We start from the raw sequence: 23,328 nt of genomic DNA on the forward strand, positions 1-23,328 counted from the left end.
ACGTTTGTCATGTCGGCGTCACGGATCTGCGGTGGGGGCGACGCTGGCGTAGTCGTCGCGCGCGACGTCGCCCGACGAAAGGCCCCGGTCGGTCGGCACCTCGACCGGGTCGCCACCGCTGGTCAGGCGGACCTCGGGTCTGCCCGACGCCTCCGTGACCGTCCACACCAGCTGCGCGACGGCCAGCAGCTGGTCGCTGCCCGAGGTCTCGACGAAGTCGTGGCTCACGTCGACGACGACGACCTCGTCGTCGGTCTCGGCCGAGCGCACGGAGTCCACCGCGACCGCGCTGCGGAGCCCCGCACGGGTCTCGTCCCGCGACGGTCCCGCGCTGAGCGCCTCGACGGCGTCCTCCAGGGTGGCGCTCGTCGACGGCCGCCGGACGGCTTCAAGACGGTCGTCCCGCACCAGATAGAGGGTGGTCGCACCGGGTCCGCTGGTGCTGGGCGAAGCGGGGCTCGCCTGCGTGGGCACCGGGACGTCGATCGCGACGGGCGCACGCTGGGGCGACACGCCGCACGCGGCGAGAAGAGCCGCGACGACGACGGTGACGAGCGCGCTTCGGCGGATCACGTGTCCTCCCTCGTCGGCAGGACGAGGGCGAACCGGGCGCCGCCGTGCGGGCTGTCCTCGACCCACACCCGGCCCCCGAGGAGGCGCACGTGCCGGACGACGAGAGCAAGTCCCAGGCCGACACCGTGCACGTGCCCGCGGTCGGTCCCCGGTCCACGGGTGAACCGCTCGAAGATCCGTTCGCGGTCCTCGGCTGCGACGCCGGGCCCCGCATCGTCGACCCAGACCACGGCGTCGTCCCCGGACCGGGTCACGGTGACCGACCGCAGCCCTCGGCCGTGATGCTCCGCGTTGTCGACCAGGTTGGCGATCACGCGCTCGAGGCGTCGCTTGTCGACCATGACCGTCGCTCGCGACGCTTCCGGTTCGACCACGAGCCGGTCGCGCACGTCGGGTGGCAGCGCCTTGCGGACCAGCTCCGCGAGCACGACCGGGACGAACGTCGCATCGGCGTCCCCGGCGTCGGAGCGCGACATCTCCAGCAGGTCCTGGACGAGGCGCGAGAACCGCTCGACCTCCGCCTGCAGCAGGGCGAGCGCCTCCCGCCCGTCTTCATCCAGGCGGTCCCGCTCGGCCTCCACGAGCGACACCGCGGTCAGCATGGTGGTCAACGGGCTGCGCAGCTCGTGCGCGACGTCGGTGGCGAACCTGGCATCCGCCCGGACGCGACGCTCGAGAGCGGCGGCCGTCGTGTTGAAGGACCGCGCGATGCGGACGAGCTCGGGGTCGCCACCCGGGTCGATGCGGGCACGCGTGTCGCCGGAGGCGACCCGTGCCGCCGCGTCGGAGAGCCGGGACAACGGGCGAAGCGCGGGCCGGGTCAGCCACCAGCCGGGCGCGAGCGCGACCAACGGGGTCAGGGCGACGGCCGTGACGAGCACGGTGCCCAGGACGCGAAGGGTGCGCGAGAGCTCGTCGAGCGGCAGCACGGTGAAGTAGGCACCGCGCGGCAGAGGGACCCCGATCACCAGCACCGTGCGGCCGCTCACGGAGATGCGCTGGCGCGACGGCTGGCCGTCGTCCAGGACCGCTCGCCGGAGCCCGGCGGGGAGCAGGGTGCGCCCCACGTCGAGCGACGTGGTGAACCAGCCACCGTCGTGCGCGAGCAACGCGGTCGCGCCGCTCTCGCGCGGCGCACGGGCCAGGGCGTCGGCGGGCGCCAGGCCGTCGGTCTCGAGCGCGCGCTGCACCGTCGCCGCGTTCGCCGCCGCCTGCACCTGCCCCGACCGCTCACGCTCGAGGAGCAGGAACCCCGACACCGCGAGCCACACAGCCACCGCCATGGCGGCTGACAGCAGGAACGCGAGCGCGCTGAACGCCAGGGCGGCGCGTCCTCGCATGCTGCGCCACCGCGCCAGCCGCGGCGACGACGAGTCGTCGACGGCGGTGCCCGTGCCGAGATCCGTCATGCGCCCAGCCGGTAGCCCATGCCGCGCACGGTCAGGACGACGGCGGGGGCGCTGGGGTCGGGCTCGACCTTCTTGCGCAGCCGCCCGACGTGCACGTCCACGAGGCGGGCGTCGCCGAAGTAGTCGTAGCCCCAGAGCCGTTCCAGGAGCTCCTCCCGGCTCACCACCCGGCCGGGAACGGCCGCGAGCTCGCACAGCAGCCCGAACTCCGTCTTGGTCAGCTCGACGGGCACGCCGTCGCGATGGACGAGTCCCGCGCTCGTGTCGATCGTCAGGTCGCCCACCTGCACGGGCTCGCGGGCCGCGGTGCCTGCCGAGCGCCGCAGGAGCGCCCGGATCCGAGCTGAGAGCTCCTTGGCCACGAACGGCTTGGTGACGTAGTCGTCGGCTCCCGCCTCCAGCCCACCGACCACGTCGTGGCTGTCGGCTCGGGCGGTCACCATGATGATCGGCGCGTCGCTCGTCCGGCGGATCTCCCGGCACACGTCCAGCCCGTCGCGGCCGGGCAGCATGAGGTCCAGGAGCACGACGTCGAACACGCGGCGGCTCAGCAGGTCGAGGCCCTCCTCGCCGCTGGCGGCCGCGGCGAACGCGAAGCCGTCGGCGGTGAGCGCGAGCTCGACGACGCGGCGGATCCGGGCGTCGTCCTCGATCAGCAGCACCGTGCGTCTCATCCCGGCAGTCTGACCGTCGGCCGGCCCTCGGTCACGTCGACGGCCCCGCGCGTCGTCAGCAGGAGCTTCGGATCTCACGCGAGGTCGGTGCACGCGCGGACCACCGCGAAGGTCGTCCGCACGGCGGTCTGCCCGCCCGGCACCGCGCCGGTCGCCGCACCGTCCTCGGACATCCCCGGCTCCCACACCTCGAGCGTGTAGATCCCGGTGTCCAGCGCGAGCGTGAAGCCGAACGGGCCCACGAGTCCGTTCGCGCCGGCCGTGGTGTACCCCTCGTCCACCACAGCGTCGCCTGACGTGACGCGCCACCGCAGCGTCCCCTCGAACGCGGTACCCGACCCGCGCACGTCGACGTCCGGGCCGGCGACGACCGCACCGGGTCGAGGAGCGTCGACGACGACGCCCACGGCCGACGAGCCGGTCGCTGGCGCGGAGGGCTCGAGGGTCGCACGCCCGAGGGGAACGCTGGTCGCGGTCCCCGGTGCCGTGGGAGCCGACAGGGCCGGAGCGCTGGGCGCACGTGCTCCTGTCGCGGGCGGGGCGAGAGACGACGTGGCGTCCGAGGCCGGCGCCGGCGCGGGTGCGGAGGGCGAGGTCTGCGTCGAGACCAGCGTGCCGCGCCTCTCCGGCTCGAGCGGGTCGGCATCCGGCGGCGTGCAGCCGCCGAGGATCGCGGTGACCGCAAGGGCAGCCGTGAGGAGCTGTACGCCCCGCTCACGGTGCGGCGGACGGACGGGCTGGTCGTGGCGCATGAGGACCTCCGATCGGCGCCGGCGGCCGCGGGGTGCGGCCGGACGGTACGCACGTGGACTGCGGTCCCACCGTGAGTGGCGCGGGTGTCGAGCTTCCACCGCAGAAGGCGACGCCAACGTCCGGCGTCACGTGTTCGTCATGCTCACGACACGTCGGCGCCCCCGCTGATGACGGAGGTGCGACGAACGACAGGAGGCCTGGGGTGGCTCAGTCCGAGTCGCGGACCGCGCGCGACTCGATGTCGTCGAGGACCTCGTCGGCCGCCTCCGGGCTCACGTCGCCCGCACTCCGAGCGTCGACCACCAGGTCACGCTCGACCTCGGCGGCACGGCGCAGGAGGTCGTCGAGCGTATTCTCGTCGCGGGAACCGTCAGGAACAGCGGCGCGGGCGTCCACCAGCGCGTCCTGTGCTGCCAGATAGCCCTCGTACTGCACCGTCACCGCGCGCCGCGCGGCGTCCGGCACGTCGGCCGAGAGCGAGCCGTCGCGCAGGGCGGTGAGAGCGGCGTCGGTCGCACGACGACGCAGCGCGCGAGCCTCCGCGGCGACGTCCGCCTCGGTGCCGACGCGCAGCCACGTCACGAGCGGCGCAAGTGTCAGTCCCTGCACGACGAGGGTGGCGAGCACCGCGACCAGCCCCACGAACACGATCGTGTGCCGGTCGGGGAAGTCCGCACCGGCCGCCGTCGAAGCCGGGACGGCGAGCGCGGTCGCGACCGTCACGACGCCACGCATCCCCGCCCACGACGCGACCACGCCCTCGCGCGGGCCGAGCGCCGACGCGTCCGTCGGGTCGGGCCACAGTCGCGTGAACCTCGTCGTGGGCATGATCCACACGAATCGCACGGCCACGAGCACGACGACGACGAGCGCGGCGAGCCCGACGGTCGCGCCGTCGATCTGCTCCTCCTCCAGCACCGCCGTGAGCTCGAAGCCGATGAAGACGAACACGAGGCTGGTGACGATGTAGTCGGCGTAACGCCACACGGCGCGTCCGAGCAGCCAACCGCCGGACGTGATCGCCCGGTGCCCGTAGGTGCGCAGGTACAGCCCGAGCGCCAGGACCGCGAGGACGCCCGAGCCTCCGAGATGCTCCGCGAGCAGGTAGACGACGAATGGCGCAGCGAGCGTCACGGTCGTCTCCGGTGCCGCGAGGTGCAGGCGGGCGAGGGCAGCGCGGGTGACCACCCCGAACGCGAGCCCGAGAGCGACGCCGAGCCCGACGGCGAGGAGCAGGTCGACCCCGAGACCGGACGCGGAGAACTCACCGGCGACGACGGCCGCGACCGCCACGTTGTACATCACCAGCGCGGTCGCGTCGTTGAACATGCCCTCACCCTCGAGGACGGTGACGAGGCGTCCCGGCAGCCGCAGCCGCCGCGCGACAGCCGTCGCCGCGACCGGGTCGGGCGGGGCCACCACCGCCCCGAGCACCGCAGCCGGACCCCACGGGAGGCCCGCCGCGTGCGCCACGAGGGCGACCACCGCTGCCGTCACGACTGTCAGGCCGACGGCGAGGAAGGCGATCGGACGGACGTTCTGCCGGAAGTCGCGAGCGGTCGCCCGCTGCGTCGCCGCGAACAGCAGCGGTGGCAGCACGAGTGGGAGGATGACGTCGGGCTCGATGCGCGGCGAGGGCACGGCCGGCACCAGCGGCACGAGGAGCCCGAAGACGGTGAGCAGGACGGGCAGCGGGACGCGCAGGCGGTCGGCGAGCGGCGTGAGCGCCACCACGCCGGCCAGCAGCACGGCGACGACGACGGCGGACATCGGAACCTCCGGGGCCGGACGACGTGAAGCGCGAGACGGCTCCATGGCACCACGGGCCAGGCGCACCCGGACGGGCGACGTGAACCGGCGGCTGAGCGGTCGCAGGGGTAGCCTCGCCCGCGGAACCGGGCCGGACAACACGAGGGACACCGCGATGGAGCTTCACCTGCCGTCGCAGCCCCGGGCTGCGCGGCTGGGGCGTCGGTGGGTCCTCGAGCGCCTGCCCGCGGGCACAGACGTGCACGCGGTCCAGGTGATCGAGCTTCTCGTCAGCGAAGTCGTCACCAACGCGGTGAAGTACGGACGCGCGCCCGAGGGCCTGCGACTCGTGATGGAGCGGGAGCATCGAGCGATCACCGTGGCCGTGAGCGACGCGAACCCCACGCCGCCGCACGTCGTCGACCCACCGCCCACCACCGCCGGCGGACGCGGTGTCCTCCTGGTGGACCGGCTCGCCGACGCGTGGGGCGTGACGCACGACGCGGGCGTGAAGACCGTCTGGTTCCGCGTCGCCCTCGACACCGCGCGCCGGTGAGCGTGCCCTGCCGCTCGGTCGTGCGCGCTCAGCGGTCGTCGGGCTCGAGCGCCTCCCCGTCGCCGACCGCGCTCGTCGGGATCACGCTCAGCGTGCCGTCCGTCTCCAGGACGACGCGAGCGACCTGGTCGAACCCGCCGACGCCGCTGCCGCGCACCGCCTGCCGGACTTCGGCGACGGTGAGCCGCTGGGCGGACATCGCGTCCCGGTCGAGCGTTCCGTCGCGCAGGACGGTCGTAGGCCCGGCCGTCACCACCGAACGACCCGGCCCGACGTGCGACGTCGTCCATGAGACGGTGAGCTGCAGGACCACCAGCACGAGGAACGCCGTGACGCCCTCGGTCCAGGAGACGTCGGAGCTCAGCAGGATCGTGGCGAGGGTCGACCCGAGCGCGACGGTGACCACCAGGTCGAAGGCGTTGAGCTTGGCCAGCGTGCGCTTGCCCGACACCCGCAGCACGAGGACGAGCGCGAGGTAGGAAGCGGCGCCGACGACGACCACGCGCAGCACGTCGCCCCACGTGTCGAACCACATCGGCGTCTCCTCTCCTCACCGCCACCACTGTGCGTCGCGCGCGGGCGACCAGCCATTCGTGGGCTCCGAGGGAACCCGCGAGAGCGTGGAGGAGGACTCGACGCGTTCGCCGAGCGTGTGGACGACGACGACGTCGGGCCCCCAAGGGACGAGGTCGTCGACCCGGTCCTGGAGCTCGCCGACGGGGGGCAGCGCTCCCGGGCTGCGGACCTCGACGACCAGGTCGGTGCCTTGCCAGAAGACGCCCTCGACGTCGACGTCCTCGCCGGTGCTCGCCCACTCCTCCGCGGCGGCCGCGGTCTGGCTCAGCCAGAGCTGGGCGAGCGTCGCCTGGACGGTGTTCGCCGCCATCGGCAGCGTCACCAGCACGACGGCGACGACGAGCACCACGTACGCCCGCCGGGGGCGCGCCAGCCCCAGTCGGCTGCGCTCCCGTCGGGCGGCGCGCACGTATCCGGCAGTGGTGAGGACGATCGTCGTGGCGGTGACCAGCGCGACCGCGTTCGACCCGAACAGCAGCAGCGCACCGGCGGCCAGCGAGGGGGACCCTTCGCCGAGGCAGACGCCGACGACGCCGAGCGGTGGGACCAGCGAGATCGCGATGGCGATGCCCGGCAGCACGTCGCCGAGGTCGCGGCGCGTGATCGCGAGCGCGCCGGCGAGGCCGGTGGCGAACGCAGCGACGAGGTCGCCGAGCCCTGGCGACGTCCGGCCCGTGACCTGGGAGTTGGTGAGCACGTCGGTCGTCGACGGCAGCGCGAGGGTGGCGGCCAACCCGAGGGCGACCACCACCGCCGTCCCGCCGAGCACGTAGACCACCGAACGCCAGACCCGGCGCGGTGCAAGAGTCACGATGCCGAGACCGATGCCCAGGATCGGCGTAGCCAGAGGCGCGACGATCATGGCGCCGATGACGGTCGCGGTGGAGTCGGTGACGACACCCGCGACGGCGATGAGGCCCGAGAGGACGAGCATCGACCAGAACCCGGAGCGCTTGGCGGCGGTGTCGCCGCTGTCGAGGTCGAGCCGTTCGGCGACCTCGCCGAGCGTGCGGCGCTGGTTCGTCGGGAGCAGCGCCTGGGCAAGACGCCGGACGCCCGTCCTGGACCCCTCTCCCCGTGGCTCCATGGCCCTCTCCGCTCGGTCCGCCGACGTCGTCCCGGTGTCGCGAGCATGACACTCGCACATGATCGAGGTCACAGCGCGTGATCCGGAGCGGGCGCGTGTCGCGCCCGCGCTCGACCTGCGCCGCGGCTGACTTCCCGGACGAACGGGACGGAGCCGGCGTGCTCGTCGAGAAAACGTCTGGCAACCTCGACCGTGGACGGCCACGTCGTCGTGGCCTCCAGGAGTGCACCGACTCGGGGGCGGAGCGCGGATGGGCGACAGACGAACGGGTCACGGCCCGCGGCGCGACGTCCGGGGGCGTCGACGCTGGGCGGTCCTGGCCGCGCTCGCGCTCGTGCTCCCGACCCTCGTCGTCGCGGCGCTCCCCGCGGCGGCAGCCGACTGGGGGATTCAGAAGGTCGAGGTGAGCTCCGGGCCGTACCAGCCGGGCGACCAGGTCCAGTGGGTCGTGACGGTGTCGTGCTCGGACCCGAACGCGTCGCCGTGCACGAACGCGGTGCTGACCGACCCGTTGCCGGACGGCATCGAGCTGGTGAGCGCCTCGATCCAGAGCGGGCCGCCGGGCGGCACGATCACGGCGGACACCGGCACCGATACCGTGACCTACACCAACCCGAGCGTGCCGAACGGCGCACAGGCGCAGATCGTGATCACGGCGCAGATCGCCGACGACATCTCGTTCGACCAGAGCGGCGTGCCGATCACGAACACGGCCACGGTCACCGCGGACAACGCGGCGCAGCAGTCGGCGAGCGACGCCGTCACCCCGACGGTGCCGCTGCAGATCAGCTCGAGCACGACCAAGGAGATCGCGCCGCCGGGTGCGGTCGCGAGGCCGGGGACACCGGCGACGATCACGCTGGGCAGCACGAACACGTCGAACGACGCCGTCGACACCCTCGTGATCCAGGACCCCGTCGACCCGACGGCGGACCCGAACCCGTTCACGTACCTCGAGTACGACAGCATCGGCACCGTCGTGCTCCCGCCGAACGCCGACAACGTGATCGAGGAGTACTGGGACGGCGCGGAGTGGCTCCCGCTCGACGCGGCCGTCGACCCCGCCGACGTGCAGGGGGTGCGCTACACGTTCAGCGGCGACATCCAGCCCGGCGCCACGGCGAGCGTGCCTGTCAACGTGGTGCAGAGCGATGCGGTCACCGAGCTCACGGCGCAGACGACGGTCGCCAACGACACGTCATCGGTCGTCACCCATCCGACCGGCGGCACCTCGACGCCGACCACCGCGGACGACACCTACGTCATCACGCCGCCGAACAACAGTGTCACGGCCCGCAAGAGCTTCGACCCGTCGACCGTCAGCGCGGGGGAGCCGACGACCGTGACGATCGGGGCGACCAACGACGGCGACCCGACGACGTCGATGTCGATCACCGAGCCGTCCCCCGGCACGCCGAGCCCGTTCGAGGGCGACAACCCGCTGACGTTCGTCGGGTTCGGACCGTCCGGGGACGGCACCGGCGTGCAGTGGCCGGCGGACGCGGACGCGGCCAGCGTGACGTTCACTTGCGCCGAGGGCCCGACCCTGACGCTCGACGCGACGGCGCCGGACACGCTCCCGAACCCGCCGCCCGGCTGCACAATTGTCGGGTTCACGGTCGAGTTCACGGGCGACATCGTGACGGGCGGCGACGCGTCGGTCCCGTTCGTGGCCGACACCGACCCGGACCAGGTCGTCGAGGACGTCACCCACCCGAACGAGATCACCGCGGACATCCCGAACGCGACCGGCACCGCGTCGGCGGACCTGGTGACGCTCACCGACCGCCTCGCCACGCAGACGACCAAGAACATCTCGCCGTCGATCATCCCGGCCTTCCCCGGGCAGACCGTCCTCGTCCAGCTGCCCAGCCAGCTCCTGCCGTTCGGACCGGACGGCTCGACGACCGACGCCGAGGACGTCGTCATCCAGGACCCGACGGACCCCACGAACCCGGGCCCCTTCTGGGGCGACTTCACGGCCACCGCGGTGCGCTCGACCGACGTCCCCCCGGGCGCGACGCTGACCATCAGCTACTGGGACGGCACCGCATGGGTCACCGATCCCGACTGCGGCACGTTCACCGGCCCGACCACCGTCAGCTGCGACCTGCCTCCTGACGCGCAGGGCGTGCAGTTCGCGTACCACTCGGACGCCGGGTTCCCCCCGGGCGAGAACTTCCAGCCGAACTTCTTGGCGACGTACGACGGCCCTCCCGACCAGGACGCCCCGCTGACGAACTGCGGCGCCTCGAGCGCGTCGACGGCAGCCGTCGGCGCCACGCCACCCGCCGAGGGTTGCGCGGCCGTCGACCCGTTCCCCGTCGACCCCGATCCGGGTGACCTCGACTTCATCGACAAGACGTTCCTCGGCGCCGATCCCGTCACCGTCCGCGCGCGCACCGAGGACCAGGTCACCGCGCAGCTCACCTGGTCGACGAACGGGTTCGTCGGGGTGCAGTCGATGGTGCTCAGCGACATCGCCGACCCCGCGACGACGACGATCGCCCAGTCGTTCTACGACGCGTTCGACCTGGTCCGCGTCGAGGCGGTCGACCCCGCCGTCGACCCCCTGATCCCGTACGACGCCATCACGGGGGTGGAGCTGTTCGTCGGCGGCGCGTGGGTGGACGCGGCGGGCGACCCGTGCAGCGTCGCCGCGCCCTGCGACGGGTCCTTCCCCGGGTACACCCTCACGGCCGACGAGCGGGAGGACGCGACCGCGGTCAGGCTCACGTACGTCGAGTCGCCGACCCGCGGCACGGTGGACCCGACCGCACCGCAGCCGGGCGAGGGCGTCGCGCGCTCGACCCAGGCCGACGGCCGGCACCTGAACCTGACGTTCCAGGTGCGCGACGAGCGGCGCAGCGACGGCTCACCCGTGCTCGGGTCGACCAACGGGACGATCTACAACGTCCCGACGGACCCCGGGCTCGTTGACGACACCGCGCGCGGCACGGCGACGTTCGGTGACAACGAGTACACCGACACCGATGCGGACGACGTGCTGATCCTCGACCAGCCGATCAACGTCGGGATCGACAAGACCTGGACCGGCGGCCCTCTGTCGGTGCCGCCCGAGGGCACCCCGGCCGACGCCTACCCGTCGACGACTGTCCAGGTCACGGCCACGAACAACTCCGTCGCGCGCGTCGACACCATGCGGATCGCGGAGCCTTCCGCGCCGGACCCCGGCGGGGTCGTCGAGGTCGGGGCGGCGCCCGGTACGTCCCCGTTCGACGTGTTCACGCTGACGGGCATCTCCGTCGTCCCCCCGGCGGGGACCGCCCCCGTGGGGGACCCCGACTTCCCGGACGGGGGAGTCACCGTCGTCCTGACGTCCGTCGGGGGAACGACCGCCGAGCTCACCGAAGCTGAGGCGGAGGCCCTGACGGCTGCCGAGCTCGCGGACGTCGTCGGCGTCGAGGCCCGGTTCGACGGCCGGATCACGTCGGGGGCGCAGGGCGTGCTCGACCTGACGCTGCTGCTCCGCGAGTTCGACCGCTACGACCCGACCACCCGCGTGAACGTCGCGGACTACTCGCCGGTGCCGAACAGCGCCGGTGCCGAGGTGGCCGACCCCGGCGGCACGCCCGGCAGCCAGGACCCGCAAGCGTGGGACGACGCCACGATGGAGCTCGACGACGCGGAGATCAGCATGGTCGTCGGCAAGTCGTTCACCCCGGCGACGGTCGTCGAGCCGGGCTCGGACGCGGAGGACAACCCGACCTCCGTCCTGGCCCTCACCGGCCAGCCGACCGGGCCGTCGCGTGCGGTGAGCATGACGCTGGTCGACGTCGACGGCAGCTTCTGGAACCAGTACGACCTCGTCGGCTTCGACGCCTCGACGCTGACGGCGCCGATCGACCGGGTGCGGGTCGACGCGTACACGGGCGGCACGTACGACCCGGGCACGGACACGTTCGTCGGCGGCACCTGGACGAACGGCACGCCCGGGACCACGTTCTCGCTCCCGGCCGGGGTCGCCGCCGCCGACGTGACCGGCGTGCGGTTCACCTTCACGCGGTCCGACGGGGCGATCTGGGAGAACCCCGCCAACCCGACCCAGGCCGTGAACCTCGAGGTGCAGGTGCGTGACACCCTGCGCTCGGACCCCGCGACGCCGGTGCCGACGGACCTCGCGGGCAACCTCGCGGCGCCGGGGGAGACCGCGGCCGGCCTCGCGACGAACGACGTCGACGGCACCGTGACCGGGGCGGACCTGGTCGTGAACCCGGACGACCCGACGGGCCCGCTCGTGCCGGTCAGCGCCGACGAGACGGCGCAGGCGACGATCACCTACGCGCACGCCACCAACGCCGTGCAGGTCGTCAAGACCTTCGCAGGCGTCGTGACGGGCGGGACTCAGCCGCCCGACGCGGTGTTCCCGATGGCGATCGCCGTGACGAACACCGGCAACCGGCCGATCTTCGACCTCGACGTGGTCGACGACCCCATGCCTGCCGACGCCGACGGAGCACAGCTCCGGCTCGCGGAGGGCGTCGACGACCCCTTCAGCTACGCGCTGACCGGGGCGGCGCCCACACCGCCGAACGGAGACCCGCTGCCCACGACCGACGCCGGCACGGACGGCGACGTCACCGTGACGCAGGGCGGCGACCTCGAGAGCCTCGAGTTCACGATCCCCGACGACGCCGTGCTCGAGGTCGGCCAGACCTACACGATCACCGTGCTCGTCCAGTTCCGGGTCGGGCTGCCCGCGGGCACGGTCGTGCTCAATACGACCGGCGTGACCGGAGACCGGCCGTGGGACGGCTGCGCCACGCGCCTCGACCCCGCGACAGGGCAGTGCCAGGCGGACGCCGACGTGACCCCGATCCCGGCAGCGGTCCTCAGCCAGGCGAAGCTCGTCAAGGCGACAGCCGACGACGAGCTCGACGTCCTCGTCGACCCCGACGCACCGACGCCGCCCGCCGGCGGCTGCGTCCCGGACGCGGACGGCTTCTACGCCTACCCGTGCACGCCCGTGATCGCGCCCGGTCACGACGAGACGTGGCGGATCGTCGTGAACAACGTCGGCAACCTGCCGCTGAACAAGGTCGTCATCTACGACCGTCTCCCGATCCCGGGCGACACGGGCTCGTACGCGAGCTCCGCCCGCGGCTCGCAGTTCCGCCCGATCCTCGACCCGAACGTGCCGCCCCTCGCGGTCAACGTCCCCTCGGACGCGACCGTGACTTTCTGGTACTCCACGACGCAGAACTACTGCATGACGGACCTCACGGACCCCCTCAACGAGCCGTCGTGCCCGACCGACGACGCGACGACGGGCTGGGTGCAGCTCACGGGCTCGGAGACCGACGCCGTCTACGAGTCGATCGTGGCGTTGAAGGCCGTCATCAGCTTCCCGGAGAGTGACCCGTTCACCCCGGGCGAGTCCATCGCGCTCGAGGGTGCCACGACGACACCCGCCGAGGTGCCCGACACGGGCGGCCGGTCCATCGCGTGGAACTCGGCGGCCGCCTCCGGCGTCGTCGTGACGCCGCTGGGGGACCTCAACCTCCTGCCGACGGAGGGTACGAAGGTCGGCGTCGCCACCGCCAGCGGCCCGCTCGAGGTCACCAAGGAGGTCACGGGCGACGGCGCAGCGTACGCCCCGGACGCGTTCGACCTGTTCGTCCAGTGCACGTCGGCGGTGGGCACGTGGCAGGAGACCGTCCTCGACCCGATCCCGGTCACCGTGACACCCGGCACCCCGCTCACCGTGCTGAACCTCCCGTACGGCGCGCAGTGCACGATCACCGAGGACGGCAGCGACGGGCAGACCGAGCTGCTCGTCGGCACGGTGACGATCGAGAGCGAGACGGCGCCGACCCTCATCACGGCCGTCAACCGCTACGACCTCACGAGCCTCCAGCTGTCCAAGGCGGTCGAGAGCGAAGCGCTCGACCAGGACGGCGACCCCGTGCCGTTCGGCCCGTTCGAGGTCACCGTCGAGTGCCGCTTCCTCGGCCAGGACGTCTTCGCCGACGGCTACGACGCCGACGACCCGATGGTCCTCGAGCTCGACGACGGCGACACCGTCGCGCTGACCGGCCTCCCGGTCGGCGCGACCTGCACGGTCGCCGAGACTGGCACCGGCGGCGCCACCTCGGTCGCACTGTCGGTCCAGCAGGCGGGCGGTGACCCGGTCGTCACGGACGGCACGTCGACCGACGTCGTCCTCGGCGGCGAGGTGACGGGCGAGGCCGCCAACGACGTGGTCGCCACCAACACCTTCGGGGTCGGCGCGCTCGACCTCACGAAGGTCGTCGACGGAGCCGGGGCGCAGGCGTACGGCGACGGACCGTTCACGCTGGCCGTGACGTGCACGTTCGACGACGACGGAGACGGACCCAGCGCGCCTCGCACGGTCTACGACAGCACCGTGACCCTCGGTGACGGCGGGCCTCTCACGGCGCAGATCGCGAACCTCCCGACCGGCGCGCTGTGCACCGTGACCGAGACGGACGACGGCGGGGCCACGTCGACGGTGCTCGAACCGCCGTCGGGCCAGGTGACGATCGGCGACGGCACGACCGTCGCGGTGACCGCGACGAACACGTTCGACCTCGCCCCCGTGCGCGTGGTCAAGGAGATCGCCGGCGTCGGGATCGTCTACGCGCTGGGGCCGTTCACGGTCCACCTCGAGTGCACGTTCGAGGGCGAGGACGTGACGGTCCCCGGCGGTGCCGACCGCCTCGTCACGCGCTTCGCCGCGGTGACCTACGACGGGCTCCCGGTCGGCGCGGAGTGCAGCCTGACCGAGACCGACGCCCAGGGGGCGACCGAGGCGGTCGTCTCGCCCGATGCCCTCGTGGTCGGCGAGGACGCCGACGCCATCTTCACCGTCACGAACACGTTCGCGGTCGCCCCGCTCACCGTCGAGAAGGTCGTCGACGGCGCCGGGTCCGCTTACGGCACCGGGCCCTTCAGCGTCGAGCTGTCCTGCCAGTTCCAGGGGCGGTCGATCACCGTGCCCGGCCGCGACGTCCGCGAGGTCGTGCCGGGGACACCCGTCGTCTTCCGCGGCCTGCCTGTCGGTGCCGAGTGCACCGTGTCCGAGACGGACGACGGCGGGGCGACCTCGACGTCCATCGAACCCAGCCCGGTGGTCATCGGCCAGGACGGCGAGACTCTCGTCACCGTGACGAACACGTTCGACGTCGGGCAGGTCGTCGTCGACAAGCGCCTCGTCGGCGAAGGGGCGGGCGCTCACCAGGGCGACACCTACGTCGTCGACCTCGCATGCACCCTCGCGACGGCGGCAGGGCCGACCTCCGTGACGCTCGTCGGAGGATCGACTCGTCTCCTGTCGGCCGCCGGCGGCTGGACCGCGGTCTACCCCACGGTCCCGCAGGGGGCGCAGTGCACCCTGACGGAGGTCGACGACGGCGGCGCCGACGACGTGACCTACAGCGTCGCCGGCAGGACCGGCCCGTCCGCGACGTTCCTCGTCCCCAGCGGCGCCTCCGTGAGCGTCACGCTCACGGTCACCAACACCTGGAGCGACGTCCTGGCGACGACGGGCGACGACAGCGGGCGGGTCGCGGTCGTCGCTGCCGTGCTGCTGGTCAGCGGGCTGCTCCTGCTCGCGCTGCGCCGCCGGAACCGTCCACGTCGTGGGCCCGGGCCAGGAGTGTGGTGACGCTCGAGCTGACCGGCGGTGCGCAGGGCGCTAGACCGCCTTCCATGACCTCACGTCGTCGCGACCTCGGACGACGCGTCCGAGCACCCCGTCCTCCTCGGCGCACGCCCGACCGACGACGCACGCGAGCACGAGCGCGAAGCTGACCGCGAACAGCCAGCCGATGTAGGCGAAGACGAGGCCGAGCACGCCGAACTGCCTCGCGCCGGAGACCAGGACGATCGGCAGGTAGAGGGTGCCCGCGATGCTGAGGACGCCCAGCAGGAACGCGCTCATCAGACCGGAGAAGGCCAGGACCCGGACGGAGACCTGCGCCCGGAGCAGCGCCCAGGGGACGAACGTCCAGACGACCCCCCAGATCACGAGGCGGACGAGGAAGTCCCAGAGCGCCGGCAGCGGGACGCCCTCCGTCGCCTGACGTGTCAGCTCGAGCAACCCGATCGCCACGATCACCGCGAGGACGGTGGCCGGCCAGCGCCACGCGGAACGCAAGCCGGGGCGCTTGACCTGCCACACCTTGGCATACATGCGTTCGAGCGCCCGGGAGTACGACGTCGCACCGATCAGCGCCACGAGAAGGCCGAGCACGCCAACGCTGGAGCCCACCGACGCGTCGGTGGAGACGCTGCCGGCCAGCGACTCGCGGGTCGCGTCGGAGAGCCCCAGGCTGTCGGCCATGAACGACCCGAAGCCCTCTCGATCGGGCTTGAGGGCCGCGGTCACGATCATCACCGGGACGAGCGACACGAACGCCTGTGCGGCGAGGGTCATCGCACGGTCGAACGGTTCGATCGCGACGAAGCCGACGTAGACCCGCTCGATCAGCGCACCGGAGGACGTCCGGCGGAGCCGGGCGGCGACGCGGCGGCTCCGCAGGAGCGCTCGATCCATCACGGTGCTCACGCGTGTCGCCGCTCCAGAGCGTCGCGCTCCCACAGCAGCCCGCCGCGGAGGCCACGGTGTGGCGCGGCCGTGGGCGACGGGCCGTGTTCCTGCAGGCCGACCGCATCCATGTCGCCGAACATAGGCGTGGTGGCGGCGCTGCGCACGCCTCACCGATGCCAGGTGCCGCTGTCGGCCGTCACGGGCGCCACCAGCCCCGAGCTCAGCGCTGCGGCCCGTGTCGCCACCAGTCCCACGCGACGCCCCGTCCGCTCGAGGTCCAGGTCGGTCTGGCGGGTGTCGCCTCGACGCTGGGGGCGCGACGGCGGCGAAGGACGTCCCTCGGCGTCTCGCCTCGCTCGGAGTGCCACGTCCGCCCACCTGCCGCACGGACCATGAGCTCGTAGTCGCCGCCCCGCTCCGTGCACCGAGCGATCGCGACGACGTGCGCCTCGGTCTTCGTCGAGAACGGTCCGGCGACCTCGAGGGTCACGCGCGAGCGCGCCCCGGCCGGGGGGAGGAAGAGCACGCCGAACTCCGCGGCCGGCTCTGACATCGTTCTCTCCCTGCAGTCGGACGACTCTGCTGCGGGTCTGGCCGCGACCGCCGTCATCCGGCGGTCGGGCCCTCGCCTCCTAGGTGACGGCGCCGTCCACGCCGACCTCGACCGGTGAGCGCCGCTCACGGTCCTCGGCCGGGTCGCTCCGCCTGCCCGTCGGGGCCTCCCCGTCGCCCCACGGGGCCGCGCCCGCTGTCGCGTCGCCCGCGTCGACCGGGTACCAGTCCGTGAGGACGGGGTCGTCCGTGTCGAGCCACGCGCCGGCTCCCTCGTTCGGCTCGGTCGCGACGACGCCGATGACGAAGTCGTCGCCGTGCTCCTCGATCCCGGCGCGCACCCCCTGGTCGAGCGCCTCGCGGGCGTAGCGCCGGCGAAGGGTCAGCGGGTCGCGCGCGAGATCCTTCGCCCAGGCGACCATCACGAGGATGACCACCACCGCGAACGGAAGGGCCGAGACCATCATGAGGTTCTGCAGGCTCGAGAGCGCCAGCTGACCTCCGCCGACCAGGAGGACCGCAGCGATCGTCGCCAGCGCGACGCCCCACACGACGGTCGTGGATCGTCGCGGCGCCGGGTTGCCCTGCTCGGAGAGGCTCGCCATGACGATCGACGCCGAATCGGCGCTCGTGACGAAGAAGATCACGATCGAGACCATGGCGAGCACCGAGGTGACGGCGCCCAGCGGCAGCTCGTGCAGGACGGCGAACAGCATGTCCTGGCCGGACGCCGCGTCGCTGATCGCTGCGCCGGTCTGCTCGAGCCACATCGTGGTGCCGCCGAGGATCGTGAACCACACGAGGCACACGGCGCTCGGCACGACGATGACCGTCGTCACGAACTCGCGCAGCGTCCGCCCGCGACTGATCTTCGCGACGAACAGGCCGACGAACGGCGTCCATGACACCCACCACGTCCAGTAGTACGTGGTCCACGAGCTCATGAACGTCTGCGCCTCGGGCGACGTCGCGGCGGACTGCGCCATGAGGGTGGGCAGCTCACCGATGAACGTCATGAGAACGCCGGGGACGAGGTTGAGGATGAGGACGGTGGGACCGACGACGAGGACGAAGATCCCGAGCAGCCCGGCGAGCGCCATGTTGACGTTGGACAGCGCGCGGATGCCCCGCTTGAGCCCGGAGACGGCCGAGAGGATGAACGCCACCGCGAGCACCGCGATGATGCCCACGATGACGCCGTTCCCCAGGGGACCCACGCCGCCGACGATCTCGACGCCCCGGCCGATCTGCAGGGCGCCGATCCCGAGGGACACCGCCGTCCCGAAGAGGGTCACGACGATGGCGAAGACGTCGACGACCTTGCCGAGCGGGCCCTCGCTGCGCTTCCCGAAGATCGGCTCCAGCAGTGCTGACATCAGCGGCGTGCGTCCCTTGCGGTACGCCGCGTACGCGACCGCTCCGCCGACCAGCGCGTAGTACGCCCACGCGACCGGACCCCAGTGGAAGAGCGTCTGCGCGAGTGCGAGGTGCATGGCCCGGTCGCTGCCCGCCTCGGTCCGCGCGAACGCGGGCGGCAGGTCGAGGAAGAACGCCATCGGCTCCAGCGGACCGTAGAAGAGCAGGCCGATGCCGATGCCCGCCGAGAAGAGCATGGCGACCCACGAGACGGTGGAGAACGTCGGCTTCTCGCCGTCCTGGCCGAGCCGGACCGCACGGTGGCGGCCGAAGCCCAGCCACATCATGAACAGGAAGACTGTCACCGTCAGGACCCCGAAGAACCACCCGAAGTCGTGGGTGACGACGACGAACCCGGCGTCGGCCACGCGGGCCAGGCCGGCCGGTGAGAGCACTCCCCAGGCGATGACGCCGACGACGAGCGCCGCGGCGGTGGCGAAGACCGCGCGGTCGACGCCGAAGGTGCGATGCGTCCTCTCGACACCGATCCCGGGCAGCAGCGCCGGGTGCGGCGTCCCGACGGTGTCGGGGGAGGTCACCTCCTCGAGGATCCGAGCCGCGCGAGCCCGCTGCGCAGCCGTGCTGGTGGCGACCGATCCTCTGCTGGAACCGGTGCGATGGTCGCTCGTCACGGAGCTTGCCCTTCGTCGGTCGTCAAGAGACGGTCAAACACCGTACAGGACTTGCCGCGGGCACCGATCTCCGACCCCCTTCCTTCGCGCGGCTTCGACGCGAGCCCTACCCCTCGCTGCACTGGCGTTCCGCCGCAGCCGCGAAGTCAGGCACCGGGCGTCCCTCGGCCTCTTCCGGCGTCGTGGCGAGCCCGTTGCGCCGGATGTCCGCGATCAACCAGTCCATCTCCGCGATCTCGCGGCGTTGTGCCTCGCTGATCGACGCAGCGAGGCGGCACACCCGGACGTCGCTGATCCCCGCGCGCTCGGACCGGGTGATCGCGAGGGAGTGGTGCGGGATCATCGACGACATCCAGCCGGTGTCCTGCACGGTGACCTGGCTGCGGTCGAGGTAGATCCCGCCGCCGAGCAGCAGTGTGCTCACCACGACGACCGCGACGTTGCCTCGCGGGCTCGTGTACATCTGGCGCATCCACGCCAGCATGACGAGCCCCATCGCGCCCCCCATGGTCATCGCCATGAAGACACGGCTTTCGCTGAACCGCACGTGGTCCCACTGATACGTGGCGACGTACATCGCGGCGTACATGACGACCATCCCGGTCCAGATCATCGCGGCGAAGCGCAGGTAGGTGTTCCGAGTGCCATGGTCGTGCTCGATGTGCTGTGGCTGGCCGCCCGTGGGGCCGACGTCGGTGGTCACGGAAAGCTCCTTCGTGTCCTGGCACCCATCCCGCCGGCCTGCCTCCGGGTCGAGGGCACCGCTGTGCTGCACGAGTCCCGGCGCTCGACCGTCACCGGGGCGCCTGCGACGCCCGCGACGCACCGCAGGCCCGACTGCCGTGCTGCGCGACACGGCGGCTGCGAGAGGCCGCTCTCGTCGGCTCGTTCCTACACCCTGCGACGAGGGGTGCCTGGCGGCCAAGCGGTGCCGACCGCGGCGCGGTTCTGTCACACGATCGTCATGTTGGCGTCCGGCGAGTCGACGAGCGCGGAAGGCGTCGGGGAACGAGCCCCACGGCGCCGACGACAACCACGAGTTTGTGTCGGATGAACGTCATCGGGGTCGCTGGCGTTGTCGGACTGGGCGATGAGGTTCTCCTGGGCTTCGCTGAGCCTGGACACTTAATGGACACTTTGCGGCACCGAGAGGCCCCGAGAGTGGCCGATCCGGGGCCATAGGATGGTTCTACGACGCCCCTAGATCCCGGCGTCAGCCCAGGTCAGGCCGAAGGTCTCGGAGAAACGCCGAGACCCGCACGGCCTTCCGCATGCACTGCGGTACTTCAGGGGGTCAGGGGTTCGAGTCCCCTCAGCTCCACCGAAGTAGCAGGTCAGAGGCCGCGTCGGGATCCTGAGGACAGGGAGCCGGACGCGGCCACCGGTCTTTTTGGACATGTCCGGCATCAGCCTGGCAGCCCCACGCTCGGATGCTCTCGCCCCGCCCTGGGCGAAACCCCATCGTCAGTTGCTGCCCGCCCATGATCTGCCGATGTCGTGGGAGGGTCGGGCGGCGGCACGCGGTCGGTGGTCAGGAGCGATCGGGATCGAGGGCGCCCCGAAGGGTGCTCCGGGGCGTTGTGCGGTAGGACTGTCTGGTCGGCGTCCTCCCGTTCGGTCGAGCAGCGGACCAGCTCCTCGGAGCTGGAACATCCCGCTGCCGCTGAACCTCGGGGGCTCACATGCGCTCACAGCAGGCCGACAGGCCGGTGCCGTCCGACCTCGTCTCCGACGGGACGAGCTCCGAACGTGCGCAGCAGCTGCTCGAGGCGGTCCGCGGGGTGCTGCCGTTCGACGCGGCGTTCCTGGCCTTCGCCGACCCGCCCGAGGACTCGTACTACTCTCTCGTCAGCCTCGACCTCGACGACACCGCGGTGCAGTTTCTCTCGGGTCCGCAGATCGCGCTCGACATCCAGGCCACCGGCACGGACCGCCAGGGTCCGCCTGTCGGACCGTCCGACCTCCCGTACGCCGCCGAGGAGCTTCCGACGTGGGCCGAGTGCCTGATCCCTGCCGGGCTGCACGAGGGACTGGGTCTCGCGCTCTTCGCCCCTGGCGGGCGGCACGTCGGCCACCTCGCGGTGCTGTTCGAGAGCCGAAAGCCGCCGCCGCGAGCGACCCGACGTCGGCTCGTCGAGCTCGCGCCGATGCTCGCGGCCGCCCTCGACCCGATGCGCTCCCTGCTGGCCGGCGCGCGACTCGTCCGCGGTGCCACGGCTGGCGTGGTGCTCCGGGCCGACGGCGGATGCCAGGCGCTCCCTGGTCTGCCCGCGCACGCTCTCCTGCTTCCCGGTTCCGCGGTGAACGCGATCGCGAGGGCGCGGATCGGCGCGGGACAGGTCTACGCGTCGTTCCTCTGGCCGCTGGGTGGTGCGCACGCCCCTGACGGGCACGTCCGCGTGACGGTCATGGCAGCACCGGACGAGACGCTGCCAGGACCGACTGCCGTTGCGACGCTGTCGCCACCCGGCGACCTGCACGGCCTGACGCCTCGCGAGCTGGAGGTCCTGGGACTTCTCGTCGAGGGCTGCTCGAACCGGGAGATCGCGCGCACGCTCGTCGTCGCCCCCCGGACGGTGGCCGCCCACCTGGAGCACCTCCTCGTCAAACTCGGGACGCCGACCCGGACGCTCGCGGCGGTCCGCGCCGAGCGAGACGGCACCTACGTCCCTGCGGCGCCCTCGCCGACCGTCGAGCGCGTCGCGCTCGCGTCAGGGCGCCGGTAGGGAGGGCACGATGCGTTTTGCTCGCTTCGTCTACGCCGTGAAGAACAGCCTGTGGCTGATCCCGCTGCTGTGCGTCCTGGTGGGTGTGCTGATCGCCCTCGGCACCCTGTGGCTCGACGTCCGGTCCGGCTACTCGCTGATCTCGCAGACGGTGACGGGCACGCCCAGCGACGCGCAGACGACGTTGTCGCTGTTCGCCACCGTGGCCGCCTCGCTCACCACCCTCGTCCTGACCGTCACGCTGGTGGTCGTCCAGCTCGCGATGGGGCAGTTCTCGCCCCGGATCGTCGCGGCGCTGCTATCGGACCGGTTCAGCCAGCTCGCCATCGGCCTGTTCGCGGCGACGTTCGTCGTCGCGGTGCTGACGATCCGCGGGATCCGCGGCTCGGACTCGGGTGCCGTCCCTGGGCTGTCGGTCGTGGTGGCACACGCCCTGATGGTCGCCAGCCTGGTCGTGCTCATCCTGTTCGTGCACCGCTCGGGGCAGTCGATGCGGGCGACGGGACTGATCGACCTCGTCGGGGACCGCACGCGTGACCTGATCACGTCGACGTTCCCTGCGCCGCCCCGCGCGCTGACCCGAGCCGACCTCGACGCGGACGTCGTGGCGGCGCCGGAGCCGGGCAATGTCGTCCGGGTCGACCGTGCCGGGCTCGTCGCCGCCGCGCGTGACGCGCGCTGCGTGCTCGAGCTCGTTCCCGTGGTCGGCGACTTCGTCCCGGGCGGGGCTCCGCTGTTCCGCGTGCACGACGAGCCGGGGTCGGCGACGAGCGTCGAGCCTCCCGGGCGTCGCCTCCGCGCCCTGGACGTCGCCCGGATGGTCGTGGTCGGTCCCGAACGCGTGCACTCGGAGGACGCGTCCTACGGGCTGCGGAAGCTGGTGGACGTCGCCGAACGCTCGATCGCGCAGCCGTTCAGCGATCCGACGACGACCCTGCAGGCGCTGCACCGGCTGCACGACCTGCTGCGCCAGGTCGCCGCGCGCCCGCTGCCGTCCGGCGTGCACCGCGACGCGGACGGGGTGGTCCGGCTCGTCGAGCGGACGCTGTCCTGGGACGGCTACGTGCGGCTCGCGTTCGACGAGATCCGGCTCGCCGGTGTCTCGTCCCCGCAGGTGACCAGACGCCTGTGCGCGGCGCTGCAGGACCTCAAGCGCGTCGCCCCGCCGGAGCGTCAGGCCGCGCTCGACCGGCAGGTGCGGCTGCTCGCCGCAGGCGTGCGTCGCGCCTACGACGACGAGGAGGACGTGGCCGCCGCGCTCACGCCGGACAACGAGGGCATCGGGTCGGGCCCTGACGTGACGACGGCCGTCGTGCTGGACGGCCGCGCACCCGACGTGTCGCGCGCGACGCCTACCCGCCGCTCTGCCCGAGATTCGTGACGAGGTTGACCGCGACGGCGATGACGACGGTCCCGAAGAGGTAGGACAGCAGCGCGTGACCGAGGCCGACCTTGCGGATCCGCGTGGTCAGGAGCTGGTTGTCCGCCACCGCGAACGTCATCCCGACGGAGAACGCGAGGTACGCGAAGTCGCTGTAGGCGGGCGGCGCATCCCGGCCGAAGTCGATCCCACCGTCTCCACCCGCGTAGTACTCGCGCGCGTACTTCAGCGCGAAGACCGTGTTCACGAGGGCCCACGAGAGGACCACGACAAGGACGCACAGCAGCACGGTCGCGACCCCGGCAGGGTCCTGGGAATCGGCGCGGGCGAGGCCCTCCACCACGGCTCCCAGACTGACGACGGCCGCGCCCAGCACGGCCGCGTCCGTGACCCGGGTCCGGCCTTCCTCCTCCGCGAGACGCTTCGTCCCCTGCGCGTCGCGCGGCCAGCTGATCCGCCACACCCAGACGAGCAGGGCGCCGGACGCGACGGCCCAGCCGGTCAGCACCGCGATGCCCGGGACGCCGAGGACCGCGGTCGTCGCGGTCGCGACGATCCCCGCGCCGAGGCAGACCAGGACCCGGCGCCAGGACAGGATCGTCGGCGACGGTCGTCCCGCGTCGGCTGCGGCGCTCGCGTGCGCGGTGCTCATCGGCGACCCCCGCGGGCGGACGTCCGGTGCCGGGCGCGGGGGAGAGGTCGAGCTCCGCG

The 23,328-nt window shown here is 72.5% G+C and carries 15 protein-coding genes; 4 read left to right on the forward strand and 11 right to left on the reverse strand.

The window, feature by feature from the left end; all coding sequences use genetic code 11:
- Positions 1 to 18: 18 nt before the first annotated feature.
- From HGA02_RS00575 to HGA02_RS00595, 5 genes are all read right to left on the reverse strand, one after another.
- The gene (locus HGA02_RS00575; protein WP_168676416.1) at positions 19 to 573 is read right to left on the reverse strand and encodes a GerMN domain-containing protein; all 555 of its coding nucleotides are present in this window, start codon (positions 571 to 573) and stop codon (positions 19 to 21) included.
- On the reverse strand, positions 570 to 1,982 hold the full coding sequence (locus HGA02_RS00580; RefSeq protein WP_168676418.1) for a HAMP domain-containing sensor histidine kinase: 1,413 nt from the start codon (positions 1,980 to 1,982) through the stop codon (positions 570 to 572). Before HGA02_RS00580 ends, HGA02_RS00575 begins: the two co-directional genes overlap by 4 nt.
- Positions 1,979 to 2,656, reverse strand: a complete 678-nt coding sequence (locus HGA02_RS00585; RefSeq protein ID WP_168676420.1) for a response regulator transcription factor — start codon at positions 2,654 to 2,656, stop codon at positions 1,979 to 1,981. Before HGA02_RS00585 ends, HGA02_RS00580 begins: the two co-directional genes overlap by 4 nt.
- 74 nt (positions 2,657 to 2,730) lie before the next feature.
- A complete protein-coding gene (locus HGA02_RS21540; RefSeq protein WP_168676422.1) occupies positions 2,731 to 3,063 on the reverse strand; it encodes a Gmad2 immunoglobulin-like domain-containing protein in 333 nt (110 codons plus the stop codon).
- A gap of 553 nt (positions 3,064 to 3,616) precedes the next feature.
- Positions 3,617 to 5,179, reverse strand: coding sequence for a Na+/H+ antiporter (locus tag HGA02_RS00595; protein ID WP_168676424.1), 1,563 nt, complete (start codon positions 5,177 to 5,179; stop codon positions 3,617 to 3,619).
- A 154-nt stretch (positions 5,180 to 5,333) separates the two neighbouring features.
- Here HGA02_RS00595 and HGA02_RS00600 point away from each other — a divergent pair, with 154 nt between their 5' ends.
- Positions 5,334 to 5,714: an ATP-binding protein gene (locus HGA02_RS00600; RefSeq protein ID WP_168676426.1), complete on the forward strand. Its 381-nt coding sequence runs from the start codon at positions 5,334 to 5,336 to the stop codon at positions 5,712 to 5,714.
- A 28-nt stretch (positions 5,715 to 5,742) separates the two neighbouring features.
- Here the strand turns inward: HGA02_RS00600 and HGA02_RS00605 are convergent, their stop codons facing one another.
- Entirely contained in the window at positions 5,743 to 6,249 is a 507-nt protein-coding gene (locus tag HGA02_RS00605) for a DUF421 domain-containing protein (RefSeq protein ID WP_168676428.1), read from the reverse strand.
- A gap of 15 nt (positions 6,250 to 6,264) precedes the next feature.
- Positions 6,265 to 7,377: a DUF389 domain-containing protein gene (locus HGA02_RS00610; protein ID WP_168676430.1), complete on the reverse strand. Its 1,113-nt coding sequence runs from the start codon at positions 7,375 to 7,377 to the stop codon at positions 6,265 to 6,267.
- 250 nt (positions 7,378 to 7,627) lie between these two features.
- Here HGA02_RS00610 and HGA02_RS00615 point away from each other — a divergent pair, with 250 nt between their 5' ends.
- Positions 7,628 to 15,025: a DUF5979 domain-containing protein gene (locus tag HGA02_RS00615; protein ID WP_168676432.1), complete on the forward strand. Its 7,398-nt coding sequence runs from the start codon at positions 7,628 to 7,630 to the stop codon at positions 15,023 to 15,025.
- A 30-nt stretch (positions 15,026 to 15,055) separates the two neighbouring features.
- Here the strand turns inward: HGA02_RS00615 and HGA02_RS00620 are convergent, their stop codons facing one another.
- The 3 genes from HGA02_RS00620 to HGA02_RS00630 form a co-directional block, all read right to left on the reverse strand.
- Positions 15,056 to 15,928, reverse strand: coding sequence for a hypothetical protein (locus HGA02_RS00620; RefSeq protein ID WP_168676434.1), 873 nt, complete (start codon positions 15,926 to 15,928; stop codon positions 15,056 to 15,058).
- Between the two features lie 614 nt (positions 15,929 to 16,542).
- Complete coding sequence (locus HGA02_RS00625) at positions 16,543 to 18,417, reverse strand: BCCT family transporter (protein ID WP_343035177.1); 1,875 nt, start codon at positions 18,415 to 18,417, stop codon at positions 16,543 to 16,545.
- A gap of 199 nt (positions 18,418 to 18,616) precedes the next feature.
- Positions 18,617 to 19,213, reverse strand: coding sequence for a DUF305 domain-containing protein (locus HGA02_RS00630; RefSeq protein WP_343035178.1), 597 nt, complete (start codon positions 19,211 to 19,213; stop codon positions 18,617 to 18,619).
- Positions 19,214 to 20,192: 979 nt separating this feature from the next.
- Between HGA02_RS00630 and HGA02_RS00635 the strand changes: the two genes are divergently transcribed.
- Together HGA02_RS00635 and HGA02_RS00640 are read left to right on the forward strand one after the other, a co-directional pair.
- The gene (locus HGA02_RS00635; RefSeq protein WP_168676436.1) at positions 20,193 to 21,236 is read left to right on the forward strand and encodes a response regulator transcription factor; all 1,044 of its coding nucleotides are present in this window, start codon (positions 20,193 to 20,195) and stop codon (positions 21,234 to 21,236) included.
- A 10-nt stretch (positions 21,237 to 21,246) separates the two neighbouring features.
- Entirely contained in the window at positions 21,247 to 22,617 is a 1,371-nt protein-coding gene (locus HGA02_RS00640; protein ID WP_168676438.1) for a DUF2254 domain-containing protein, read from the forward strand.
- Here HGA02_RS00640 and HGA02_RS00645 read toward each other — a convergent pair.
- Entirely contained in the window at positions 22,589 to 23,269 is a 681-nt protein-coding gene (locus tag HGA02_RS00645; RefSeq protein ID WP_168676440.1) for a DUF1345 domain-containing protein, read from the reverse strand. The two genes, HGA02_RS00640 and HGA02_RS00645, sit on opposite strands and share 29 nt — an antisense overlap.
- Positions 23,270 to 23,328: the final 59 nt, after the last annotated feature.

The organism is Cellulomonas septica (assembly GCF_012396155.1).
In the GTDB taxonomy this organism is placed as follows: Bacteria; Actinomycetota; Actinomycetes; order Actinomycetales; family Cellulomonadaceae; genus Cellulomonas; species Cellulomonas septica.